We start from the raw sequence: 22,353 nt of genomic DNA, 5'->3' as shown, positions 1-22,353 counted from the left end.
CCTTTTCTCTCGTATCCTATGTCTGCTCAGTCGAAGCTGATGCCGCCCACATGGACGTTGACCGCCTTCACCGGGAAGCCGGTCATGCCCTCCAGCGCCGAATAGACGGCGTTCTGGACCTTCTGAGCCACCTCAGCGATGGCAAAACCGTAGCGGATCATGAGAAACAGGTTCACCACCACGCCGTCCTCGGCCATCTCCACCCGGACGCCCTTGGCGGTCATCTTCTTGCCGCCCACCAGATCCGCCATATTGGCGTTGAGCAGGCCGCCCACGCCCTCCGTCTCCAGCGCCACAGAGCTGGAGATGGACGCCACCACATCCTCGGAGATCTGGATGGTACCCATGCTCTCCTGACGGGTGATATACTCTTTATTTTCAGCCATAGCAATCTTACTCCCGTTCTTTTGGTATATTCGAATCATTGGTATTATACCATCGGCAGCGGGAAAATACAACCACTAATTTGCCTCCATGATCTTGATCTGCTCCGGGGTGTAGTCCGTCTCGTTGACCACAATGTCCTTGATGCGAGCCACGTCCGCCGTGTTCAGTCCCGTCTCCGGAGCCGCCACCACCACGCTGACGCTGTCCTCCCCTATGAACACCACGCAGTCGGCGTAGCCCTTGGCCGTCACCAGACTCTCGATCTGGGACTCGGCCACCGTGTACGACGCCAGCACCTGCAAGGTCTGGGATGCCTCGTTGAGAACACTCTCCTCGGCGTTTTCGTCGCTCTCCGCCTCCTGCAGCATATGGATGGCGTTGTCCCGTGCCTGCTTGCGGCTGAGCCGTGCCGTGGCGAAATAATCGTCCTCCGCCGGGGCCGGATCCCCTGCCGTCTCCTCATTGGCGTTGACCAACTCCGACTGGCCCAGCACCTTGTTGTCCTTGACGCTGTCGCTGTACCGCCAGTTCATGTACACCGCACCGCACACCAGCAGCAGCACCGCCGCCGCCACACCTCGCCGTTTCCACACCGTTTTCATGTCCGTCCCTCCTGTTATTGTTCCCATTGCACCACTGTGATCTTCTCCGTGGACAGCGCCGTCAGCGCCGCCACGGCCTCCGTCACCGCCAGACGCACGGCACTGCTGCCGGCCCCCTGACACACCACCACCGCTCCCTGATACACCGGGTAGTCCTGCCGGGTCACCAGCGCCTCCTGCCAGCCGCTGCCCCGGTTCACCGTCACCGGCTGGCTCCGCTGCCGCAGGCTGCCCTCCTCCTGCTCCAGATCCATGTCCTGGGCCAGCTGGAGGGTGGGGCCGGTCTTTAAGGTCAGCATCACCTGCACCCGGCCCACGCCGCTCATTTTACCCAGCAGCTGGGCCATGCGCTGCTCCGTCTCCTCCAGCGAGTAGAGCTGGGTATCGTCGCTCGTCTGCCGCTCCTGTCCGCTGCTCTTGCCCGTGGGCAGAAGCAGCAGCAAAAGACCCGCCAGCAGCACCAGCCCCACGGCCCGGTATTTCCGGAAGATATCCCTCAGCTTTTCCCTGTCCATCCCTCACTCCTCCGGCTGCCAGCTCTGGCGGGAGACCGGGATACCCAGCTCCTGCGCCATGTAGTCCGACAGCACCTGATCCCTTTCCACGTCCAGCGACGCCCCATAGGGCAGGGGCAGGCCGTCCTCCGTGCGAACCTCCACCTGCACCCGGCAGTCGATGCCCAGCGACGCCGCTTTTTCCGATATATATGCGGCGGTGCGGTCGGCTATGTCCCCGGACAGACTGTCGGCGTAGGCCGCCTGATACGCCTCCGTCTGCCGGTCCATCTCCCGCTGATACGTCTCGTACCGCCACGTCAACTCCTCCCACCGCACCCGCAGCAGCGGCTGCACCACCGCCAGCAGCAGGATCAGTCCTCCCGCCAGCCCGGCGATGCGGCGGATGGTCTCCCCCTTGGGCAGCATCGCCGTCAGCAGCGACACCGCCAGCGCCGCAGCGGTCAGGCCCAGCAGCCACCCTCGCAGCGTTTCCATCATGGCGTCACCACCAGAATGGCCGAGGAGATGGAGATGAGCAGCAGCAGGGCGCAGCTGCCGGTCATACCCAGCATCAGGCCGAACACGCCACCCAGCGCATCGATGAGCTTCGCCAGCTCCGGAGCGGCGGTCATCCCCGCCAGAAACGCCGTCAGCTTGTACAAAAGATACTGCACCCCCAAGCGTACAAAGGGTCCCAGACACGCCGCCAGCACCCCCAGCAGACCAAATACGCCGATGGCGTTTTTCACCACGCCCGCCCCGGCCAGCACACTGCCCGCCGCATCGGAGAGGATGCGTCCCACCACCGGCATGGCCCCTACGGCGGAGCGGGTCACCTGCACCGTCAGTGCGTCCGCCGAGGTACTGACGGCCCCGGACAGGGTCAGGTAGCCGGTAAACAGCACCAGTGAGCCCGTCAAAAGCCACGTCACCACCCGGCTGGCCGCCTTGGCGACGGTCCCCAGCCCGTGCCGGGGCAGCATGGCATCCGCCGTGGCCGCCGCCGCCAAAAAGTACGTCATAGGCAGCAGTAGTCCCCGGATGAGGGTAATGAGGGCATCGGCAAAGCACACGGCGATGACCTGTCCCGTTCCGGCGGTAACGGCGCCCCCTCCGGCGGCCACAGCGGCGGCCAGCGTCGGCAGCAGCGCCTTGGAGAACACGTCCAATTCCTCGATGGTCTGGGTCCCCAGCCCCAGCAGGCTCTTCATGCTGCCCAGCGACAGCACCGCAATGGCCGCCGCCCCGGCCATGGGCAAAAAACGGCGCATGGGGCTCTCCGGGGTGCGAAGCACGGCATCCGCCGCCCCGCACAGCAGCACCACCCCTAAGATCAGCACCGCTCCCCGCAGGTTCTCCCGCAGAGCCTCCCCCAGAAGAGTCGTCCCCTGCTCCAGCAGAGCGGCGATGCCGCCGGAGAAGTCCTTTCCCTCCAGCTCCTCCGCCGCCGGGGGAGCGGCGTCCGTCACTTCCTGCGGCAGGTCCGCCGCCCACGCAGGCACCATCGCCAGAAGCAGCAGGCACGCCAGCCACACCGCCCTTACAGCAGCGACCGCAGCACCTCCCACGCTGCCTGCATCAGGGGCAGCACCGCCAGCAGCGCCCCCATGGCCCCGGCCATCTCCACCGCCGAGGCCACAGCGCTCTCCCCGGCATCCCGGCACAGATCTGCGCCGATGCGGGTCACCACGGCGATGCCCGCCGTTTTCAGCAGGGGGAGAAACAGCGTGGAGGAGATCTCCACCGCCGCCAGCAGGTCCTCCAGAAAGGCCCATACCTCCCGCACACCACGGACGGCTGCCAGCGCCGCCGCCCCGCATACCGCCACGGCCAGCAGCAGCGCCAGCTCCGGCGTATGCTTTTTCAGCAAAGCGGCCAGCACGGCGCCCAGCAGTCCCAACGCCACGATCTGCCATACAGCCTCCATCTCTTATAACCCAAACAGCGTCTTGACCAGCTGGAACAGGTCGCTGATCTGCTGCACCAGCATCATCAGTACCACCACCAGACCGGCCAGCGTGGTCATCATAGCCTGCTCCTCCCGGCCGCTACGTACCAACAGCAGGTTCAGCACCGCCACCAGGATCCCCACCGCTGCGATCTTGAAAATCAGGTCCACATCCATTGCTCGTCCTCAAATCAGCAGGATCAGCAGCAGGCCCGCCCCGGAAAACAGCCCCGCAAACCAGAGCTTTTCCCGCTGGCGGCTCTCCTGCTCCAGTCCTCTCCGCAGTTCCGTCAGCTCCCCGGCGGCCCATGTCAGCTCACCCAATATCCTCTGCTCGTCCCCCTCCGGCTCCAGCCGCCGCAGGATACGACCACCCTCCCCGGAGAGAGCCGCAAAGCCCTGCCGCCATGCCGCCGGAAGAGAGATGCCCTCCTCCAGCGCCGCCAGCACCGCTCCATAGTACGGTCCCGCCAATGGGCGCTGCCGCTGAGCCGCCAGCAGCCGCAGCAGCGTCTCCCGCCGGAAGCGAATGGCGGAGGCCATCTGCTCCAGCGACGCCGCCAGCTCCTCCAGCAGCCGCAGCTGCCGCCGCTGGGCCTGTACCAGTCCCAGCCACAGCCACAGGGCGCCTCCCAGCAGCAGAAGGCTCCCCAGCACGTCCCTTACCACAGCTCCTCCACCAGATACCGCCGCTGCCCCTCCTCCCGCCGGATGGTCACCAGCTTTTCAAAGACCTTCTCCTTCAGCAGATGGGAAAACAGCGGTCTTCGCCCCAGCTCCCGCCGGTCAGCAGCATGGATGGTGGCCAGAAACCGCACCCCGCAGTTGGCGGCAGCGGACATGGCCATCAGATCCTCCCGAACAGTGATCTCGTCCACGGCTATGACCTGCGGGTTGGCCGACCGCAGCAGAATGGGGATGCCCAGCGCCTTGGGACAGGCGTCCAGCACATCGGTGTGGCTGCCCAGCGCCATCTGGGGGATGCCCTGAAACATGACGGCGATTTCCCCCCGCTCGTCCACCACCGCCACCCGATGAGGTGGGACGCCCTCTGCACCGTCGGACAGTCCCCGGATCAGATCCCGCAGCAGGGTGGTCTTGCCCAGTCCCGGTGGGGCCAGCAGGAGGGTGCTGCAAAAGCTGCCCTCCCGGAACAGCTGGGGCAGCACCTCCGTCGAAAGCCCCGGCTGCTCCCGTGCGATACGGATGGTGACGGAGGAGATATCCCGCAGATTGGTGTTGACCCCGTCCCGCAGCACCGCCGTACCGCACACGCCGATGCGGAAGCCGCCCCGTGCCGTGAGATACCCCCGGCTCAGGGTATCCGCCGCCGCATACCGGGAGTAGTCCGTCACCCCGTCGCACAGCTGCTCCAGCTCCGTTTGAGTCACCACCGGGTAGGGCCGCTCCCGTGCCGCCGGCACCTCCCCTCCCCGCAGCAGCAGCGTCAACGTCTGCCCGGCTCGCAGCCGCAGCTCCTCCGCCTCCGCCTGCTGCTCCTCCGGCACCTGACGGCACAGCCGCTGCCATCGCAGCGGCAGCAGAGCCGCCGCCTGCTGATACCGCCGGATGGCGTATGCCTCGTCCACACGCTCCACGCCCTTTCCTCTGTGATGCTCCACTATATGCTCGTCCCGACCCAAGTATGCCGCCCGTCTTATTTGTGCATTCCATCAATTTGTATACCTCTTTTTAGGTTAAAATGACGAAGTTTGTGAAGTTTGCAGTCCCTTCTCCACTTGACTTCCGCCGCCCAACAGGCTATAATTTGCCGTCGTAGAAAAAGCGAGAGAAAAGAGCGTAAACTATGGAAAAATCTCAGAATAGAAAACCTTTTCAGGCCCTTCGCGACCTGTTCCACCCGGTGGACCTGACCCACGGCACCTGCTGGCGCACCATTTTGCAGTTCTCCCTGCCGGTGATCCTGTCGTACCTGCTGCAGCAGGTGTATACCATCAGCGACGCCGCCATCGTGGGCCAGACCCTGACGGCGCAGGAGGTGGCCGGCGTCAACGACACCACCTCGCTGGTGTTCATCTTCCTGCAATTCGCCTTCGGCGTCAGCGCCGGGTTCTGCGTCATCACCTCCTGCTGCGTGGGCTGCCGGGATCAGGCCGGTGTGCGCCGCTCCATGGCCGCCCAGCTGGTGCTGTCGGCGGGGCTGACGGTGCTGCTGACGGCTCTGGCGCTGGTGCTGCTGAACCCCATGCTGGCCTGGATCAACGTGACGCCGGAGAACCCGGAGGTATACCGGGCCGCCTACACCTACTGCGGCATCATCTTTGCCGGCATCGGCGCCCAGCTGTTTTATAACTTCATCTGTTCCTTCCTGCGGAGCATGGGCGACTCCGTAACGCCGCTGCTGTTCCTGCTGGGCTCCACGGTGCTGAATGTGGCGCTGGATCTGCTGTTCATTCTGGTACTGCGCTGGGGCGTGGCCGGAGCCGCCGGAGCCACCGTCACCGCCCAGCTCATCAGCACCGTGGCCTGCTTCGCCTATGCCTTTTCCAAGTATCCGGACCTGCGGCTCCACAAGGAGGACTGGCACATCACCGGACTGGACCTGAAGCGTCATATTGTTCAGGGCGTGCCGCTGGGCCTCCAGTTCTCCGTGCTGGCCATCGGCATCATCGTCATGCAGAGCGTGGTGGTGAAGTTCGATATGATCGACGGCCAGATGGTGTCCCACGCCGCCCAGAACGGCTTCGGCGCCGCCAACAAGCTCAATAGCCTCATCATGACCCCGGTGAACGGCCTTGGCGCCGCCATGACCAGCTTCACCGCCCAGAATCTTGGTGCCGGGTACACCCACCGCATCCGCAAGGGCATCCTGCAGGGTCTGGTCATGGCCGCCATCATCGGCGTCTGCTCCGTAGGGCTGGGTCTGCTCCTGACCATCGACGGCGCATATCTCCACATCTTCCTCAGCGCCGACAAGGTCACCGCCGACACCATCCGCTTCGGCAACCACTTCCTGTATGTGGACTTCTCCATGTACCTGCTGCTGTGCTTCCTGTTCGTGGTCCGCAACTGCGTGCAGGGTATCCAGCGAGCCCCCTTCGTGCTGTGGGCCGGAGCATCCGAGCTGATCGCCCGTGTGGCCATCTGCCTGACCCTCCCGGCCCTGCTGTCCGGCGGCGTGGTCAGCGCCCAGTCCCCTGAACTGGCCTTCTACGCCCTGTGCGCCGCCGATCCTCTGGCGTGGCTGGCGGCGGATCTGGTGCTGCTGGTGCCGTTCTTCAAGAATATGATGCACAGGAATTACCAATATCTCTATGGCGGCGTGGAGCAGCATTTGTTGGGAAAATGATCCTCATTCCGCCAAAAAAGGGACAGGCGCTGCACAGCAGCGCCTGTCCCTTTTTACTTTCTTCAGGCTTCCTCGTCCGGCCGGTACTCCAACAGATCGCCGGGCTGACAGTCCAAAGCGTGGCAGAGCTTGTTCAGCGTCTCCACCCGCACCGCCTTGGCCTTGCCGGTTTTCAGAATGGAGAGATTGGCCATGGTGATGCCCACCCGCTCCGACAGCTCCGTCAGACTCATTTTCCGCCGGGCCAGCATCACATCAATGTTGAATACGATCATGCTCCGCCCTCCTTAAATGGTCATGTCGTTCTCCTCACGGAGAGCGGCGGCGTCCCCGATGAGACGGCTGAGCACATAGCACACGACCCCCACCGCCGCACAGCAGAACACCACCATGGGCGTAATCACAATGGTCAGCGGGGCGCTGCCCGCCCCCATAATGCCTATGGTAAGCATCCCCGCCGGAAAGACCAGCGCATCAGCAAAAGCCAGCACAGAGATCCTCTGCATATCACGGGAATTCTTCCGGGTAAAAGCTCCGCCGGGGGCGCTGATGCTGCCGAAGATGCGCCATCCGGGAATCATCGCCCCGAAGATGGGCAGCGCAAACAGCCACGCCCACACCAGGCACGGCCAGTAGGCCCACGCAAACTCCGGATCCGCCTGCACGATCTCCTGCCCATAAGAAGGCAGACACAAGAAGAAAAATACACCGCACAGCGCCGCTGCCGCTATCAGCACCAGTCGCAGCAGGTTCGTCATGGTTTTGGTCTTCATGAGGCTCACTCCTTTCGTTGTTGTACCTATCATAGCAGCATCATTTCTGTTTGTCAACTATTTTTTATTGATTTACGATAAATATTTTCTGTTTGTCTAATTTGCAAATCAGGGGGTTGCTTTTTGCCGCAGGATGTCGTATACTATCCTTCGGAAACAACCGAATAGCTGTCTTCGAGGCGGGGTGTGATTCCCCACCGGCGGTATAGTCCGCAAGCGGTGCAAGCTGCATGAACCGGTGCGATCCCGGTACCGACAGTATAGTCTGGATGAGAGAAGGCGTGTATGGCATTTTCGTGATGCTCTTTTTTGATGCGTACACCTTGGAAGGCAAGCCTTTCCGGGGGTTTACTACATCAAAAGGGAGTATTTTTTTATGACTCAAAAGCAAAAGACCCATCACATCGCCGTGGCCGCCATGCTGTGCGCCGTGGCCTTTGTCCTCCAGTTCATCGAGTTCTCCATCCCCCTGATCCCCTCCTTCGTGAAGCTGGACCTATCGGATCTGCCTGCCCTGCTGGGTACCTTCTCGCTGGGACCTGTGTACGGCGTGGTGATCCAGTTGGTGAAGAATCTGCTGCACCTGCCCTTCGGCTCCAGCGCCGGCGTAGGCGAGCTCAGCAACTTCCTGCTGGGCAGCGTGTTCGTGCTGGTGGCGGGCCTTGTGTACCGGCGGCATAAGAGCCGCAAATCGGCCCTGTGGGGCTCCCTGCTGGGCGCCGTGCTGATGGCGCTGGTGAGCCTGCCCTCCAACTATTTTGTGGTCTACCCGGCCTACGAGGTCCTCTACGGTCTGCCCATGGCGGGCATCGTCGGGATGTATGAGGCCATCATGGGCTCCATCGCCCACGTCCCTACCGGCAATGCGCTGCTGAACTGCCTGGTGGTGTTCAACGTTCCCTTTACCCTGTGCAAGGGGCTGCTGAATGTGGGCATCTGCCTCCTCATCTACAAGCCCCTGTCCCCCCTGCTGCACAAATAACATCCGTAAGCCCGAAACGCAGTCCTCCGTTCTCTCAGGGGACTGCGTTTTTCTCTTGTGTGACGGTGCAAGCCATGATATAATAGAACAAACGATTGAGTCTAAGGAGGTGTGCCGCATGGGCGACCGGGTGATCTTGCACTGTGATCTGAACTGCTTTTTTGCCTCGGTGGAGCTGCTGAGCCACCCCGATCTGCGGGACATTCCCACCGCTGTCTGCGGCGACCCCGCCTCCCGCCATGGCATCATTCTGGCCAAGAACGAGCCTGCCAAGCGGCTGGGCATCCAGACGGCGGAGACCATCTGGCAGGCCAAGAAGAAGTGTCCCGGTCTGGTGCTGCTGCCGCCCCACCACGGCCTGTACCGGGAGTACTCCCGGCGGGTCAACGCCATCTATGAGCAGTATACCGATCTGGTGGAGCCCTTCGGCATCGACGAGAGCTGGCTGGACATCACCGGCAGTATGCACCTCTTCGGCGGCGACCCCAAGACCATTGCCGACGCCCTGCGCCGGCGGCTGCGGCAGGAGCTGGGGCTGACCATCTCCGTGGGCGTGTCCTTCAACAAGGTGTTCGCCAAGCTGGGCAGTGACTATAAAAAGCCCGATGCCACCACCGTCATCAGCCGGGAAAACTGGCAGGATATCGTCTGGCCCCTGCCGGTGGGGGACCTGCTGTTCGTGGGCCGAGCCGCCGGACGGGTGCTGCACCAGTACGGCGTGGAGACCATCGGCCAGCTGGCGGCCTGCTCCCCCCAGATGCTGGAGACGCTGCTGGGAAAGCTGGGTCTTCAGCTCCATGAGTACGCCAACGGACTGGACGGCAGCCCCGTCCGCCCGGCGGGCCAGCAGGAGCCGGTGAAATCCGTGGGAAACGGCACCACCTTCCCCAAAAATCTCACCCGCTGGGAGGAAGTACAGCGTGGTCTGGCGGTGCTGTCCGACAGTGTGGCCATGCGGCTGCGGCAGCAGGGGCTGTACTGCGGCGGCGTGTCCGTGTCCCTGCGAAACGCCCAGTTCCGCACCGTGTCCCGGCAGATGCGGCTTCCGGCCCCCACCCACCTGATGAAGGACATCTGGCAGTCGGCCATGGAACTGACCCAGCGGCTGTGGAAGGCCCCGGAGCCGGTACGGATGCTCACCGTCACCGCCCTGTATATCACCGACAGCGCCGACTCCTTCCAGCAGCTGGATCTGTTGGAGGCCCCGGTGGTTTCCCGGCAGCAGGAAAAGCAGGAGAAGCTGGAGCGCACCATGGACGCCATCCGTGGAAAATACGGCCGGGGTTCCATCTCCTTCGGCCTACCGGGGGAGGATCGTGCTGGCTGGGACGACTGACCCATAGCGCCGCACAGGGGCAGGGCCATCCCCAAGGCTCCCAACCTCCGCCCTCAGGTCCGTTCCCCTGAGAACCATTTCCATCCAGTACAGCGTAAAAGCATGTCCGCATAAATAGCGCAGCCGCATAAAATGTGCCTGCGTAAAGGGTTCAGCTGCGTAAAAGCGTGACCGTGTAAAGGCTTCGTCCGCATAGAAAAGCATGACAGCGCAAAAGCACGACTGCATGAAAGGACTGCACAAAAGAGTGGCCGCATAAGCGGTACAGAGGCGTACTGCATAAAAGTATGACGGCATAGAAGTGCGTCGGCGCAAAAACGTAACTGCATAAAAAAGAGACGCACCCGCAGGTGCGTCTCTTTTTCACGCCGGGATGCCCCGGCCTTGGATCACAAAATGGCTTACAGCTTCTCCCGAACCTTGGCGGCCTTGCCGACACGGTCACGCAGGTAGTAGAGCTTGGCACGACGGACATAGCCGTGGCGCACAGTCTCCACCTTCACGATAGAGGGAGAGTGAACGGGGAACACCTTCTCCACGCCTACGCCGTAGGAGATACGACGGACGGTGAAGGTCTCCTCGATGCCGCCGTGCTTCTTGGCGATGACGGTACCCTCGAACACCTGAACACGCTCGCGGGCGCCTTCCTTGACCTTCACGTGGACACGGACAGTATCGCCCACTTCCACCTGAGGCACGTCGTTCTGCAGCTGCTTTTCATTCAGTGCTTTGATGAGATCCATGGATTTTTCCTCCTAAATTATAGGCGTTCATGCCGTCATTTCCGTGGCGTCCCACCTTTTTCGGGACACCGGCGACAGAGGACCGCCCTTTTCATGCCATGATAGAATATCACAGATGTCCGCCAAATGCAAGCATTATTTCCTGTTTTGACAAAAAAAGTATCGAAATAGGCTCCAACAAGCCCATTTCCCCTTGTTCATCCATGTACGCCAGCATGATACGGTGTACGCCAGCATGATACGGTGTACGCCAGCATGATACGGCTGAAAATCACTCGCCCTTCTGCAAAAGGTCCCGCAGCTCATACAGCCGCAGCCGGGCGGATGCGTCCGTGGGGTCTTGGGCCAGAGGTTCCATGACGGCGATGATCTCCGGCAGATGGGCCTTGGCTCCATCCGGGTGCAGCAGCTGCCCGTAAACGGCGCTGCATACGGCATCGCTCCCCTGCTCCGGCAAAAGGGCGCAGGCCTGCTGGAAGGTTCGGAAAGCAGCCACGCCGCCCCAGTAATCGCCATCATCCCCGTGGACCTGATAGTCCGAAAAGCGGGTACAGGTCTCCGCCGCTCCGGAGCGGGCCAGCGTCACAAGGTCTGAATGGTCCCGCCGTGCTCCTTGCCACAGGAGACAGAACACCATGGTGGCCAATGTCGTCAGGGTCAGCAAAATCAAGGGCCGTCGCTTCATCAGGGCATCCTCTTTTGTTTCTCTGTCCCCATTGTACCAAAAAGTACCGGAGCTGTCCATCAAAACGTCCACTTATGCGTCCACAATGTGTCCGCAATCCGTCCATTTTTACGGGCAAAATCACGCCCGGAGGGAAAAAGCATCCCTCCGGGTGGTACGGTTTTTCTACCGGAAAATTTCCCCTGCCTCGTCCAGCAGCTCCCGGCGGCGGACCCGAACAAAGTCCGGGGACAGATCCGGCCGGTAGCGGGCGATAGCCTTTTCCAGCAGCTGGGGGTTCAGGCCGGGGTTCTGCGCCCGGACCGTTACCGCCGCCCGGAGAAGATCCTTCTCCTCCGCAAAGGCGATGCTCCGGATCATGGGGGCGATATCCACCTCCGCCAGCTGCTTGCGCTTGGTGCGCTTTTCGATCAGCAGCTCCGGGCGGTGAAACAGCTCCATAAGCGCCTCTGCGGCGCCCTCCGGTACACCGTGGTCATACTCCATCTCCATGTCCGCCCGCAGATACGCCAGCTCCCGCACCGGACGCTTGGCCTCGTAGCAATCCAGCACCCGCAGCCCCTCCGGCAGGCCCTCGTTGAGCTTTTCGGCAATGCCGCTGCCGTCGGTATCCTGCGTCACCTCGAAGTCCAGCAGCTCGCAGTCGCTGGACTGGGCCACCGGCAGGGGCAGCACAATGGAGATGATGGGATGGGGATGGAAGCCCTGAGAGTGCTTGATCTCCAGCTCCGTCCGGGGAAAGGCCCGCTGCACCGTCCGCAGCAGATCCAGATGGGAGATATAGGCCGCCGTTCCCTCTTTCACAAACAGAAGCCGCAGCTTAGACATCGCACTTCCCTCCTACCAGTCGATTGGCGCCGCAGCCGTTGCAGTGGGTGCGGCAGTCTGGGGTGGTGACCCCGGCAAAGGCACGCTCCCGCTCCCGGCGGAGGTATGCCGTGGTAACGCCGCTGGAGATCATGTCCCAGGGCATCTTTTCATCCAGTGAACGGGTACGGTTGGCGTAGAAGTGGGGATCCAGCCCGCACTCCTCAAAGGCCTCCAGCCAGCGGTCCAGCGAGAAATACTCCTCCCATGCATCCAGCTTGGAGCCCTTGCGCCACGCCGTCTCCAACACCTTGCACATCCGGCGGTCGCCACGGGCCAGCACAGCCTCCAGAAAGCTGGTGTCGGAGTCGTGCCAGTTATAGGTGACGGTTTTGGTCTTGATGGCCTCCCGCAGCAAGGCCACCCGCCGCTCATACTCCTCCTTGGAGATCTGCGGCTCCCACTGAAAGGCCGTATGGGGCTTGGGAACGAACCACGATGTGGAGACGGTGATGCGGACGCCCCGGTTTTTATTGCTGGCGCTCTCCCGCCATGTATGCATGACACGGGCCGCCAGATCGGCAATGCCCAGCACGTCCTCATCGGTCTCCGTGGGCAAGCCCAGCATGAAGTACAGCTTCACGGCGTTATAGCCCCCGGCAAAGGCCGTGCGGCAGGACTGAAGCAGATCCTCCTGGGTGACATTTTTGTTGATGACATCCCGCAGCCGCTGGGTACCGGCCTCCGGGGCGAAGGTCAGGCCGCTCTTGCGGCCCTTGGCCAGCCGCTCCATCAGGTTCATGGAGAAGTTGTCCGCCCGCAGACTGGGCAGGGACAGATTCACATGGCGCTGCTGACAGAAATCCTCCAGCTGGTCGCACAGCTGGGTCAGGGGCGGGTAGTCGCTGGTGGAGAGGCTGGACAGCGTCACCTCCTGATACCCGGAGCCGTCGCAGCTCTCCACGGCGTACTGGGCGCACAGGGCCTCGCTGCGGTTGCGGACCGGACGGTACACATACCCCGCCTGACAGAACCGGCAGCCCCGGATGCAGCCCCGGAACAGCTCCAGCATCACCCGATCCTGCACGATCTCCGTGGAGGGGACGATGGTCTGAGTGGGGAAAAAGGCCTTGTCCATATCGTGGACGATACGCTTGGTGACCACCGTCGGAGCGCCCTCCAGCGGCGTGATCTCCGCCACGGTGCCGTCGTCATGATACGTCACCTCGTACAGACTGGGGACGTAGATGCCCGGCAGCTGGGCCGCCGCACGGAGAAACTGCGTCTTGCTCCAGCCCTCCCGGCGGGCCTTGCGGTGCAGCTCCACCAACTCCACGGTGATGTCCTCTCCCTCCCCCAGACTCACCAGATCGATGAAGTCGGCAATGGGCTCGGCATTATACATGGCGGTGCCGCCGGCGATGACCAGCGGCGTCAGACCGGTGCGCTCTGCGCTATGGATGGGGATGCCCGCCAGATCCAGCATATTCAGAATGGCAGGAAAGGCCATCTCATAGCCCACGGAAAAGGCCACGATATCAAAGTCCGTGATAGGCTCCCCGGACTCCAGGGCAAACAGGGGCATCCCGGCCCGGCGCATCTCCTCCTCCATGTCCCCCCAAGGGGCAAAGACCCGCTGGCACCATACACCGTCCATGTTGTTCATGACGCCGTAGAGGATCCGCATCCCCAGATTGGACATTCCGATCTCGTAGGTGTCCGGGAAGCAGAAGGCGATGCGGGTGTCCACCTGCGCCGGGTCCTTTTTCACAGCATTATATTCCCCGCCCACATAACGGGCAGGCTTCTGCACTCGTGGCAGAATACGTTCCAATCGTTTATCCACAGTATATCTCCTGTATTCTTTGGTTTAACATCTTATTTTACCCGTTTTATCCCCCTTTGGCAAGCTTTATTTCCCGCAGATTCCATCCGGTCAGCCCCACGGCCCCCACCAGCAAAAAGGGGCTGCCGCCCTGCCGCCAGATGAACCATCCGCCACCCAGCAGCAGCGCCAGCGACACCGCAAGGCTCACCGCCGACAGCACCCGCTGGGCGGTATAGGGCTCCGTCAGCCACGCCAGCGCCAGCCACAGGATACGGCCGCCATCCAGCGGCAGGGCAGGCAGCAGGTTGAAGGCCCCCAGTACCAGCTGCGCCCCGGCAAAGAGATACAGCGGCTCCCACCACCGGCCCAGAAGGCCCATGGCCGCCGCCAGCAGCAGATTGCTCACCGGGCCTGCGGCGGCGGTCAGCAGCTCGCCGCCGTAGGAGATGCGGCGGTCATCCACCTGCATCTCGGCGCCGAACACGGTGATATGCAGTCTTTGGATCCGGCCTCCTACCCTTCGCAGCACCAGCCAGTGGCCCAGCTCATGGCACACCGCCGCCGACAGGATAGCCCCCAGCAGCAGTGGGGAGGCCAGCCACACGAAGGCCGCCAGCAGCAGCGGCACCCCCGGCGAGATCCGCAGGCGCTCAGCCAATGCCATAGTAGGCGGGATCCAGATAGACGGTGTCCTTCTGGAGTGCGAAGTGGAGGTGCGGGCCAGTGGCGTTGCCGGTCTCCCCCACCTCGGCAATGGGATCGCCCAGCGCCACCTGCTGGCCGGAGGAGGCAGTAATGCGGCTGCAATGGGCATACAGGGTGGTAAAGGCCCCGGCGTGGGACACGGTCACATAGTTGCCCAGTTGGCTGCTGTCCCCCACCGCCGTGACGGTGCCGTCAGCGAAGCTGGAGATGACGGTCCCGGCGTCGGCGGCGATGTCCGTGCCGTAGTGGAAGGCGTTCTCCCGCCATCCGAAGCCGTCGGTGACGGTCCCCTGCACCGGGGCGGCGTAGGCAAAGCCCAGCACCTGCTGGGTCAGGCACACGTCCTCTGGGGTGTTCTCCGCCGTGTAGGTGGCTGCGGTGGGCTGCGCCTGCCGGGGGCCGAACACCGCCGTGTAGGCGTCGTCCAGTGCTCCGGTCAGAGAGCCGTCAAAGGCGTGACCTACGGCCGAAAAGGCCGCCGTAAAATCTGTGTCGCCGCCCATCAGCATCAAGAGTCTCTGACGGTAAGGCTCCAGCGTGTCCGGGGCCGTCAGCTTTATGGCCACCACCCCCAGCAGCAGCGCTCCGCACACCACCAGTTGCCACAGGCGGCCCACGGCGGGGCGGGGCCTCTGGCCTGCGGTGGGCCTGCGCTGCGGCGTGCGGCGGGCCATCGGGCGGCGCAGAGGCTGCCCGTGTGCCAGTGTGCGGCGGGCGGGCCGGCGGTGCTTTGTCTCGGTCATGCCATCCCCTCCTTTTGCGTTCAGTGTATGCGCCCTTCGGGCAGGGCAGAACCTCCGGGGCGGAGGGAAATTTCCCTCTTGACAGAAACGTTTCTGCACCGTATAATAGTTAGGCTGACGGGGTGTAGCGCAGCTGGTAGCGCGCTTGGTTCGGGACCAAGAGGCCGGGGGTTCAAGTCCCCCCACTCCGACCATGCAGAGTGTCCTTATAGGATCTGAGTATCCTGTAATGGACACTCTGCTTTTTTATTTCCCACAAAGTTCATACTGCAAGGCGTTCCGGGGCGTAGCTGAGTGCTACGCCTTTTCTTTTTTCCATGATAATGTCGGCCTCCGGGATCTTCCGGCGATCCGGCACATCAAAGGCACCGATGCAGTTGTAGTAGATCACGACACGCTGATTGGTAACGCCGTCCTGCTTTTCAGCGTGGTACACCTCAATGTGGTCGATCAGCTCTGCAACCATCCGCCTTGTAATGGTGGCTGCGTCTGTGTACCGCCGCACCGTTTCAAGAAAATCGTCAATGTCCATGCGCTTGCTCTCGTCCTTTTTCAGTTCCAGCCGCCACCAGCTCGGCGCAGGCCACCGGTACCAGCGCATAATACTCCCCCGCAGCGTCAAAAAAATCGTGAAAAACTCCATGCAGGCTCCTTTTATTCCCCGATGTCAGTCATCTCTCCACATGAAAACACGCCCCAATGTGGCGGAGCGTTGGATGGTCAGTGTGGAAAAAATTTCATCTGTGGAACGTCGGGCCGATGCTCCGTGCAGCTCAGGCCAAACCGGAGCGAGGCGACAAAAAAAGAGCGTTCCCTGCGGAACGCTCTTTTCCATATGAAGAATTACTTACTTCAGCTCGACCTTGCCGCCGACTTCCTCGACCTGCTTCTTCAGAGCCTCGGCATCCTCCTTGGACAGACCCTCCTTCATGGTGGTGGGAGCGCCCTCGACGGCAGCCTTGGCCTCGGCCAGACCCAGACCCATGACCTCACGGATGACCTTGATAACCTTGATCTTCTGAGCGGCATCGAAGCCAGTCAGAACGACGTCGAAGTCGGTCTTCTCCTCAGCAGCGGGAGCAGCAGCACCAGCAGCAGGAGCAGCCATGGCAGCGGCGGAAACGCCGAACTCCTCCTCCAGAGCGTGAACCAGCTCGCTGAGCTCCAGAACGGTCAGGCCCTTGATTTCTTCGATCATAGCAGTAACTTTCTCGGACATTTTGATAAGCCTCCTAATTGTAAGATGTTTTTTAGATAGGGGTCGAGACGAAACGTCTCATTACTCGGCAGCGGCTTCCTCAGCGGGAGCGCCCTGCTTCTCTGCAATTTGCTTCAGCACGCAGGCCAGAGCGGAAATGGGAGCCAGCATGGTACCCAGAACCTGAGCCTGCAGCACGGGCAGAGCGGGGATGGCAGCCAGAGCATTGACGGTCTCCAGGGAGACGACCTTGCCGTCCATGAAGCCGCCCTTGATCTCGAACTTGCCGTTGAGTTTCTTTGCGAACTCTGCGATCACACGGGCCGGAGCGACGGGGTCATCCATGCACACGGCCAGAGACGTGGCGCCGTTGAGCTGATCGTCCAGCTCGTTCAGGCCCACATTGTTGAAAGCAAAGCGCAGCAGGGTGTTCTTGACGACAGCGTAGTCAATGTTGTTCTCACGGCACTGGGTACGCAGAGTGGTATCCTCTGCCACCGTGATGCCCTTGTAATCAACGATGACACCGGCAGCTGCGTTCTGCAGCTTCTCGGTCAGCGCCGCCACGACGGCCTGCTTCTCAGACAGAACTTTTGCGTTGGGCATTCTTTGATTTCACCTCCGGAAAAATTGTCGGTGCGTTCAAAAAAAGGAAACCGTCCCTGTATCCAAGGACACAAGGACGGTGTAAGCAATCAAAATCGATTTGCCATCCTCGGCAGGACTTACGGCTTGCGCCACCTGCTGTCTTTGGAACGCATCAAATATTATACCAGCGGCCGGGCGCTTTGTCAAGCACCCTACCGAAGATATTGAAGCGTTTCGGGTCGAATCGGCCCGGTGCAGCGTCAGATCTGCTTGTTGGCGTTCATCTTCACGCCGGGGCCCATGGTGGCGGCAGCCACGCAGGACTTGATATACTGGCCCTTGGCAGCGGCGGGCTTGGCCTTGATGATGGCGCCGATGAGAGCAGAATAGTTCTCATACAGCTTGTCAGCGCCGAAGGACACCTTGCCGATGGGGCAGTGGATGATGTTGGTCTTGTCCAGACGATACTCCACCTTACCGGCCTTGACCTCCTTCACGGCCTTGGCCACGTCGGGAGTGACGGTGCCGGCCTTGGGGGAGGGCATCAGGCCCTTGGGGCCCAGCAGCTTACCCAGACGGCCCACAACACCCATCATGTCGGGGGAAGCGACCACCACGTCGAAGTCGAACCAGTTCTCCTTCTGGATCTTCTCCACCATGTCCATATCGCCCACGAAATCGGCGCCGGCCTCACGGGCAGCGTCGGCCTTGTCGCCCTTGGCGAACACCAGCACACGGGCGGTCTTGCCGGTACCGTTGGGCAGCACGATGGCGCCACGGACCTGCTGATCGGCGTGACGGGAGTCAACGCCCAGCTTCACGTGCAGCTCGACGGTCTCGTCGAACTTGGCGGAAGCGGTCTTGCATACCAGCTCCAGACCCTCCTTGGGATCGTACAGGGTCCCACGGTCGATCTGCTTTGCACTGTCTTTATACTTCTTACCTCTAAACATCTCTTACACCCTCCTTATTCGCCCACGACGACGCCCATAGAACGGGCGGTGCCGGCGATCATGCTCATGGCAGCTTCCAGAGAAGCAGCGTTCAGATCACGCATCTTCAGCTCAGCGATCTTCTGAATGGAGGCCTTGGAGATGGTGGCCACCTTGGTCTTGTTAGGCACACCGGAGCCGGACTCGATGTTGCACTCCTTCTTGATCAGCACCGCAGCCGGGGGGGTCTTGGTGATGAAGGTGAAAGAGCGATCGGCGTACACGGTGATGACCACGGGGATGATGAGACCCATGTCATTCTTGGTGCGCTCGTTGAACTCCTTGGTGAAAGCGGCGATGTTCACGCCGTGCTGACCCAGAGCGGGGCCAACGGGGGGTGCGGGGGTTGCCTTGCCTGCAGGGATCTGCAGTTTTACATAACCAACGACTTTCTGTGCCATAAAGAGGCACCTCCTTCATAAAAATGTGGTAGCAGCCGGTCAAATACCGGACCTGCTCTTGGCGAGACGCACAGCGTCTCTCCCACTTGCGCCGGAGGGGATGCTCCGGCCTGTGTGCGTCCGACGCACTCAGGGCTGGACGACCTCGACCTGATCGAGCTCCAGCTCTACGGGAGTCTCTCTCCCGAACATGGAGACCACCACACGGACCTTGTTCTTGTCGGCGTCGATCTCCTCCACGGTACCCATGAAGCTGGCCAGAGGGCCGTCCGTGATCTTCACGGTATCGCCCACGTTGTACAGCACCACGATCTCGTGCTTTTCCACACCCAGTGCAGCGACCTCCTCCTCCGTCAGGGGGATGGCCTTGTTGGCCTCTCCTACGAAGCCGGTGACGCCACGGATGTTGCGGATCAGATGCCAGGTGTCATCTGTCAAGATCATCTTAATGAGGACGTAACCGGGGAACACCTTGCGCTCCACTTCCTTCATGACACCCGACTCAGTGACCTCGGTGACGGTCTCCATAGGGATCTCCATCTTCAGGACCATGTCGGACATATTGCGGTTCACCACGGACTTTTCAATGGCCGCCTTCACCGCATTTTCATAGCCGGAATAGGTGTGGATGACATACCATTTTGCGTTATCAGCCATGCTCCGCTCCTTAGTGCGTAAACAGGCCGATCAGCGTCTTGACAGCCAGCACAGCCACGCCGTCAAAGATCCAGATGCAGGCGCCCACACCCAGAGAGCACAGCAGCACAGTGCCGGTGTTCTTGGCCGTGGTCTTGGCGCTGGGCCATACCACCTTCATCAGTTCGCTTCTCATTTCACGGAACCACTTGCCGTGATCCTTCTTGACTTTCTTTTCCTCTGCCATCGCTGTTTCTCCTTCCAATTACTTGGTTTCGGTATGGACCGTATGCTTTCTGCAGAAGGGGCAATACTTGTTCATTTCAAGACGGTCAGGGTTGTTCTTCTTGTTCTTCATCGTGTTGTAGTTTCTCTGCTTGCACTCATTGCATCTCAAAGTGATCTTCACTCGCATCTAACGGCACCTCCTTATTAGATTGACGGCTCCGGCCCCGCCGGACCGCCGCTTGCCTCCCTGAAGGGCGCAGCCTCTTTTCTGCGTCAGAAGCGAAAAAACGCATGAAAAGAAAGCCCATGTCCACAGGTAAGGACTATTCTAACACAGGCAAGTCCCTCCGTCAAGGCGTTTTTTCACGAAAAGGAGAAGATTTTTCATGAAAACGGCGCTTTTCTCCCCCTTCTCCGGTTTTTTCTCTGCCACCGGTTGCGCCGGAGGGAAAAGTTGTGTATGATAGAGAAAAATTCACCCTGCGAGGTATGCGAGAATGAAGATCATGGCCATTGATTACGGCGACGCCCACACCGGCATCGCCATCTCCGACGCCACCGGCACGCTGGCAGGCTTCACCACCGTCATCGACAGCCGCAAGGCGGAGGTGGTGGTACAGGAGATCCTCCGGCTGATCCCGGAGCATGGGGTCACGGAGCTGGTGCTGGGCTATCCCAAGAACATGGACGGCACCGTGGGTCCCCGTGCCGAGAAGGCCGCCGCCTTTGCTGAGACACTGCGGCAGGCAGCGGGCCTCCCCGTGACCCTGTGGGACGAGCGGCGCACCACGGTGGATGCCCACAACATCCTATTTAACAATGGAAAGAACGCCAAAAAGCGCAAAAAGGTGGTGGACGCCGTGGCGGCGTCCCTGATGCTGGAGGGCTATCTCACCCGCAAGCGGCTGGAGGCACAGCGCCATGAGTGAGGTCTGCATCATCGGCGGCGGGGCCTCCGGCCTGATGGCGGCGCTGACGGCCCTCTCCGACCCCCGGAACCGGGTGACGCTGCTGGAGCGGCAGGGCCGGGTAGGCCGCAAGCTGCTGTCCACCGGCAACGGGCGGTGCAACCTCTCCAACCGCCATGCCTCCCCGGCTCACTACCACGGAGCCGACTCGGACTTCTGCCGCCCTGCGCTGGAGGCCTTCCCGGTGGCGGAAACACTGCGCTTTTTCCACCAGCTGGGCCTTGTCACGGTGGAGGAGCCCGACGGCAAGCTATATCCCCGCTCCAACACCGCCAATTCCGTGCTGGATGTGCTGCGTCTGGCGCTGGAGGGACAGCCGGATCGGCTGACCCTGCGGACCGGCGACCCCGTCACGTCCCTGAAGCGCCGGGGACAGGGCTTTGCCGTGACACTGGAGAGCGGTGAGATCCTCCGGGACATGGACTGCGTCATTCTGGCCGCAGGCGGCGCTGCCGGCAGCAAGGTGGGCGGCGTGCTGGACGGCTATCGGCTGGCCAAGGGGCTGGGCCACCACCGCACGGCTCTGACCCCGGCGCTGGTGCAGCTCAAGACCGATCCCACCTATCCCCGCTCCCTGAAGGGCGTGAAAACCACCGCCCGCATTACTCTGCGGCGGGGCCGGGAGGTGCTGGCGGAGAACCACGGAGAAATTCTCTTCACCGAGTACGGCGTCAGCGGCCCCGCCATCTTCGAGATCTCCCGCTATGCCATTGGTGAGGACGTGACCCTGTCGCTGGATCTGTGGCCGGAACAGTCAGAAGCGGACACCGCCGCATGGCTCCGCCGCCGGCAGGCGCTGGCGCTCCGCAATCGGGAGCTCACCTGCGGACAGGCCTTCACCGGCGCCCTCCACAGCCGTCTGAGCCAGATGGCGGCCAAGTACGCCGGGCTCTCCCCCTCCCTCCCCCTGGCAGACGCCCCGGAGGAGGCACTGGCGGCGCTGGCCCACAGCTGCAAGCATTTTGACCTGCCCGTCACCGGCACCTGCGGCTTCGATCAGGCACAGGTCACTGCCGGAGGGCTCCGTACCGACGAGTTCGATCCCCACACCCTCCAAAGCCGTCTGGTCCCAGGCCTGTACGCCTGCGGTGAGGTGCTGGATGTGGACGGCGACTGCGGCGGCTACAATCTGCAATGGGCATGGTCCAGCGGCCATCTGGCCGGGCAGCTTCGATAAAAACAGCAGGATATTGCGTATGATACGCAATATCCTGCTGTTTTACGGCATTTCTCTGGCTTCCTTCTTGGTCTCCATGGGATATACCGCCAGCTGATCGCCGCCGGCCGCCATAGCCAGCAGCACCTCCTCCGGGCCGTGATATCCCTTCTCCCGCAGCTTCCGCTCCAGCCACACGCCGTCCCTTCCCGCCTTCTGCAAATTCTCCGGCAGCACCCGGCCGTCTTGCACCACCGGGGTCTGGAGCAGCTCCTGCCGGGGCTGCATGGACAGGTCCGCCGGCGTCACCGGCCGCTGCATGGCCGCCGGCAGGAACGTCACCGTGCCGTTGTGCTCTAAAATGGCGGTCTGGATCTGGTTGAGGTCAAAATACCCCGATACCCGGCAGTACATGAGAAATTCGTTGAGATCCATCCGGGCTCGCCGCAGGTTTTTCCGGTAGATGACGCCGCTGTCCATAAGGATCAGCGGCTTGCCGGTGATGAACCGCCGTACCCGGATGGATCTGTTGGTCAGCAGGGCGATGCCCCACGCCGTCAGCCCATACACCACCATGGCCCAAAGGGGCCGCAGAGGCGACTCCAGCTCCGAGGCCATTTCGGCGGCGATGGAGCCGATGGTAATGCCCATCACATAGTCAAACAGGTTCATCTGGGACACCTGCTTGTTGCCGGAGAGCTTGGTCAGCAAAAACAGGGCCGCCAGCGACCCCAGCGCCGTCAGGGCGATCTGTCCCCCCTGCTGCAGGATATCCTCCATAAAAAACACGCCTCCCGAAGCACTGATTTTCTCTCAGTATGCCCCGGCAGGCGTATTCTT

Annotated in this window: 31 protein-coding genes, 1 tRNA gene, 1 riboswitch and 1 other annotated feature; of the genes, 6 read left to right on the top strand and 26 right to left on the bottom strand. The window is 61.8% G+C overall.

The genetic code is table 11. The annotated features are described in order from the left end of the window. Positions 1–26: 26 nt before the first annotated feature. From KJS28_RS01760 to KJS28_RS01720, 9 genes are all read right to left on the bottom strand, one after another. A complete protein-coding gene (locus KJS28_RS01760) occupies positions 27–386 on the bottom strand; it encodes an Asp23/Gls24 family envelope stress response protein (RefSeq protein WP_021858437.1) in 360 nt (119 codons plus the stop codon). A gap of 75 nt (positions 387–461) precedes the next feature. Further along, positions 462–989: a SpoIIIAH-like family protein gene (locus KJS28_RS01755; protein WP_213541498.1), complete on the bottom strand. Its 528-nt coding sequence runs from the start codon at positions 987–989 to the stop codon at positions 462–464. 14 nt (positions 990–1,003) lie between these two features. Continuing rightward, positions 1,004–1,504, bottom strand: coding sequence for a SpoIIIAG-related protein (locus KJS28_RS01750; RefSeq protein WP_213541497.1), 501 nt, complete (start codon positions 1,502–1,504; stop codon positions 1,004–1,006). A 3-nt stretch (positions 1,505–1,507) separates the two neighbouring features. After that, positions 1,508–1,984 carry a stage III sporulation protein AF gene (locus KJS28_RS01745; protein ID WP_213541496.1) on the bottom strand — a complete coding sequence of 159 codons (477 nt, stop codon included), beginning with the start codon at positions 1,982–1,984 and terminating at the stop codon, positions 1,508–1,510. Then, on the bottom strand, positions 1,981–3,054 hold the full coding sequence (locus tag KJS28_RS01740) for a stage III sporulation protein AE (RefSeq protein WP_228298414.1): 1,074 nt from the start codon (positions 3,052–3,054) through the stop codon (positions 1,981–1,983). Before KJS28_RS01740 ends, KJS28_RS01745 begins: the two co-directional genes overlap by 4 nt. Next, the gene (locus KJS28_RS01735) at positions 3,027–3,413 is read right to left on the bottom strand and encodes a stage III sporulation AC/AD family protein (RefSeq protein WP_021858442.1); all 387 of its coding nucleotides are present in this window, start codon (positions 3,411–3,413) and stop codon (positions 3,027–3,029) included. The genes KJS28_RS01740 and KJS28_RS01735 overlap by 28 nt, the downstream gene beginning before the upstream one ends. 3 nt (positions 3,414–3,416) lie before the next feature. Beyond that, positions 3,417–3,611, bottom strand: coding sequence for a stage III sporulation protein AC (spoIIIAC, locus tag KJS28_RS01730; protein ID WP_021858443.1), 195 nt, complete (start codon positions 3,609–3,611; stop codon positions 3,417–3,419). Between the two features lie 9 nt (positions 3,612–3,620). Then, positions 3,621–4,103, bottom strand: coding sequence for a stage III sporulation protein SpoIIIAB (locus KJS28_RS01725; protein WP_213541495.1), 483 nt, complete (start codon positions 4,101–4,103; stop codon positions 3,621–3,623). Then, complete coding sequence (locus KJS28_RS01720) at positions 4,097–5,056, bottom strand: AAA ATPase domain-containing protein (RefSeq protein ID WP_228298413.1); 960 nt, start codon at positions 5,054–5,056, stop codon at positions 4,097–4,099. The genes KJS28_RS01725 and KJS28_RS01720 overlap by 7 nt, the downstream gene beginning before the upstream one ends. 185 nt (positions 5,057–5,241) lie before the next feature. Here KJS28_RS01720 and KJS28_RS01715 point away from each other — a divergent pair, with 185 nt between their 5' ends. Next, positions 5,242–6,744 carry an MATE family efflux transporter gene (locus KJS28_RS01715; RefSeq protein ID WP_213541494.1) on the top strand — a complete coding sequence of 501 codons (1,503 nt, stop codon included), beginning with the start codon at positions 5,242–5,244 and terminating at the stop codon, positions 6,742–6,744. A gap of 62 nt (positions 6,745–6,806) precedes the next feature. Here the strand turns inward: KJS28_RS01715 and KJS28_RS01710 are convergent, their stop codons facing one another. Further along, positions 6,807–7,019 carry a helix-turn-helix domain-containing protein gene (locus KJS28_RS01710; protein WP_021858447.1) on the bottom strand — a complete coding sequence of 71 codons (213 nt, stop codon included), beginning with the start codon at positions 7,017–7,019 and terminating at the stop codon, positions 6,807–6,809. Positions 7,020–7,031: 12 nt separating this feature from the next. After that, the gene (locus tag KJS28_RS01705) at positions 7,032–7,517 is read right to left on the bottom strand and encodes a DUF2975 domain-containing protein (RefSeq protein ID WP_213541493.1); all 486 of its coding nucleotides are present in this window, start codon (positions 7,515–7,517) and stop codon (positions 7,032–7,034) included. Between the two features lie 166 nt (positions 7,518–7,683). Next, positions 7,684–7,802, top strand: a riboswitch (FMN riboswitch). A gap of 91 nt (positions 7,803–7,893) precedes the next feature. Between KJS28_RS01705 and KJS28_RS01700 the strand changes: the two genes are divergently transcribed. Beyond that, positions 7,894–8,499 carry an ECF transporter S component gene (locus KJS28_RS01700; RefSeq protein ID WP_228298412.1) on the top strand — a complete coding sequence of 202 codons (606 nt, stop codon included), beginning with the start codon at positions 7,894–7,896 and terminating at the stop codon, positions 8,497–8,499. Positions 8,500–8,617: 118 nt separating this feature from the next. After that, positions 8,618–9,835 (top strand): DNA polymerase IV, encoded by a 1,218-nt coding sequence (gene dinB, locus KJS28_RS01695; protein WP_213541492.1) that lies wholly within the window; start codon positions 8,618–8,620, stop codon positions 9,833–9,835. Between the two features lie 401 nt (positions 9,836–10,236). Here dinB and rplS read toward each other — a convergent pair whose 3' ends face one another. From rplS to KJS28_RS01665, 6 genes are all read right to left on the bottom strand, one after another. After that, positions 10,237–10,578, bottom strand: coding sequence for a 50S ribosomal protein L19 (gene rplS, locus KJS28_RS01690; RefSeq protein ID WP_213541491.1), 342 nt, complete (start codon positions 10,576–10,578; stop codon positions 10,237–10,239). A 271-nt stretch (positions 10,579–10,849) separates the two neighbouring features. Next, complete coding sequence (locus KJS28_RS01685) at positions 10,850–11,263, bottom strand: hypothetical protein (RefSeq protein ID WP_213541490.1); 414 nt, start codon at positions 11,261–11,263, stop codon at positions 10,850–10,852. 165 nt (positions 11,264–11,428) lie between these two features. Beyond that, positions 11,429–12,091: a TIGR03936 family radical SAM-associated protein gene (locus tag KJS28_RS01680; RefSeq protein WP_213541489.1), complete on the bottom strand. Its 663-nt coding sequence runs from the start codon at positions 12,089–12,091 to the stop codon at positions 11,429–11,431. Then, positions 12,084–13,916: a TIGR03960 family B12-binding radical SAM protein gene (locus KJS28_RS01675; protein ID WP_213541488.1), complete on the bottom strand. Its 1,833-nt coding sequence runs from the start codon at positions 13,914–13,916 to the stop codon at positions 12,084–12,086. The genes KJS28_RS01680 and KJS28_RS01675 overlap by 8 nt, the downstream gene beginning before the upstream one ends. A gap of 46 nt (positions 13,917–13,962) precedes the next feature. Then, complete coding sequence (locus KJS28_RS01670) at positions 13,963–14,562, bottom strand: metalloprotease (RefSeq protein WP_213541487.1); 600 nt, start codon at positions 14,560–14,562, stop codon at positions 13,963–13,965. Continuing rightward, positions 14,549–15,346, bottom strand: coding sequence for a M23 family metallopeptidase (locus KJS28_RS01665; protein WP_213541486.1), 798 nt, complete (start codon positions 15,344–15,346; stop codon positions 14,549–14,551). Before KJS28_RS01665 ends, KJS28_RS01670 begins: the two co-directional genes overlap by 14 nt. A 118-nt stretch (positions 15,347–15,464) precedes the next feature. Between KJS28_RS01665 and KJS28_RS01660 the strand changes: the two genes are divergently transcribed. Further along, a tRNA-Pro gene (locus KJS28_RS01660) sits at positions 15,465–15,540 on the top strand. A gap of 68 nt (positions 15,541–15,608) precedes the next feature. Here KJS28_RS01660 and KJS28_RS01655 read toward each other — a convergent pair. The 8 genes from KJS28_RS01655 to rpmG all read right to left on the bottom strand — a co-directional run bounded on the left by KJS28_RS01655 (position 15,609) and on the right by rpmG (position 19,576). Then, the gene (locus tag KJS28_RS01655; RefSeq protein ID WP_228298411.1) at positions 15,609–15,989 is read right to left on the bottom strand and encodes a DUF4368 domain-containing protein; all 381 of its coding nucleotides are present in this window, start codon (positions 15,987–15,989) and stop codon (positions 15,609–15,611) included. Between the two features lie 204 nt (positions 15,990–16,193). Beyond that, positions 16,194–16,565 carry a 50S ribosomal protein L7/L12 gene (gene rplL, locus KJS28_RS01650; protein WP_213541485.1) on the bottom strand — a complete coding sequence of 124 codons (372 nt, stop codon included), beginning with the start codon at positions 16,563–16,565 and terminating at the stop codon, positions 16,194–16,196. 60 nt (positions 16,566–16,625) lie between these two features. Beyond that, a complete protein-coding gene (gene rplJ / locus KJS28_RS01645) occupies positions 16,626–17,150 on the bottom strand; it encodes a 50S ribosomal protein L10 (RefSeq protein ID WP_213541484.1) in 525 nt (174 codons plus the stop codon). 35 nt (positions 17,151–17,185) lie between these two features. Next, positions 17,186–17,316: a sequence feature (ribosomal protein L10 leader region), on the bottom strand. Positions 17,317–17,392: 76 nt separating this feature from the next. After that, positions 17,393–18,085 carry a 50S ribosomal protein L1 gene (rplA, locus tag KJS28_RS01640; RefSeq protein WP_021858363.1) on the bottom strand — a complete coding sequence of 231 codons (693 nt, stop codon included), beginning with the start codon at positions 18,083–18,085 and terminating at the stop codon, positions 17,393–17,395. 14 nt (positions 18,086–18,099) lie between these two features. Next, the gene (rplK, locus tag KJS28_RS01635; RefSeq protein WP_021858362.1) at positions 18,100–18,525 is read right to left on the bottom strand and encodes a 50S ribosomal protein L11; all 426 of its coding nucleotides are present in this window, start codon (positions 18,523–18,525) and stop codon (positions 18,100–18,102) included. A 129-nt stretch (positions 18,526–18,654) separates the two neighbouring features. Then, a complete protein-coding gene (gene nusG, locus KJS28_RS01630) occupies positions 18,655–19,182 on the bottom strand; it encodes a transcription termination/antitermination protein NusG (protein ID WP_021858361.1) in 528 nt (175 codons plus the stop codon). A gap of 10 nt (positions 19,183–19,192) precedes the next feature. Next, on the bottom strand, positions 19,193–19,408 hold the full coding sequence (secE, locus tag KJS28_RS01625; RefSeq protein ID WP_213541483.1) for a preprotein translocase subunit SecE: 216 nt from the start codon (positions 19,406–19,408) through the stop codon (positions 19,193–19,195). Positions 19,409–19,426: 18 nt separating this feature from the next. Continuing rightward, complete coding sequence (gene rpmG / locus KJS28_RS01620; RefSeq protein WP_021858359.1) at positions 19,427–19,576, bottom strand: 50S ribosomal protein L33; 150 nt, start codon at positions 19,574–19,576, stop codon at positions 19,427–19,429. Positions 19,577–19,886: 310 nt separating this feature from the next. Here rpmG and ruvX point away from each other — a divergent pair, with 310 nt between their 5' ends. Then, a complete protein-coding gene (gene ruvX, locus KJS28_RS01615; RefSeq protein ID WP_213541482.1) occupies positions 19,887–20,318 on the top strand; it encodes a Holliday junction resolvase RuvX in 432 nt (143 codons plus the stop codon). Beyond that, entirely contained in the window at positions 20,311–21,534 is a 1,224-nt protein-coding gene (locus tag KJS28_RS01610) for a BaiN/RdsA family NAD(P)/FAD-dependent oxidoreductase (protein WP_213541481.1), read from the top strand. The genes ruvX and KJS28_RS01610 overlap by 8 nt, the downstream gene beginning before the upstream one ends. Positions 21,535–21,576: 42 nt before the next feature. On the opposite strand, the gene KJS28_RS01605 is transcribed toward KJS28_RS01610, so the two are convergent. Continuing rightward, positions 21,577–22,293 carry a DUF421 domain-containing protein gene (locus tag KJS28_RS01605; protein ID WP_213541480.1) on the bottom strand — a complete coding sequence of 239 codons (717 nt, stop codon included), beginning with the start codon at positions 22,291–22,293 and terminating at the stop codon, positions 21,577–21,579. Positions 22,294–22,353: the final 60 nt, after the last annotated feature.

The organism is Vescimonas coprocola, from assembly GCF_018408575.1.
Classification (GTDB): Bacteria; Bacillota; Clostridia; order Oscillospirales; family Oscillospiraceae; genus Vescimonas; species Vescimonas coprocola.
The sequence above is the reverse complement of the archived record's forward strand: the minus strand, read 5'-3'. Positions and strand labels throughout refer to the sequence as shown.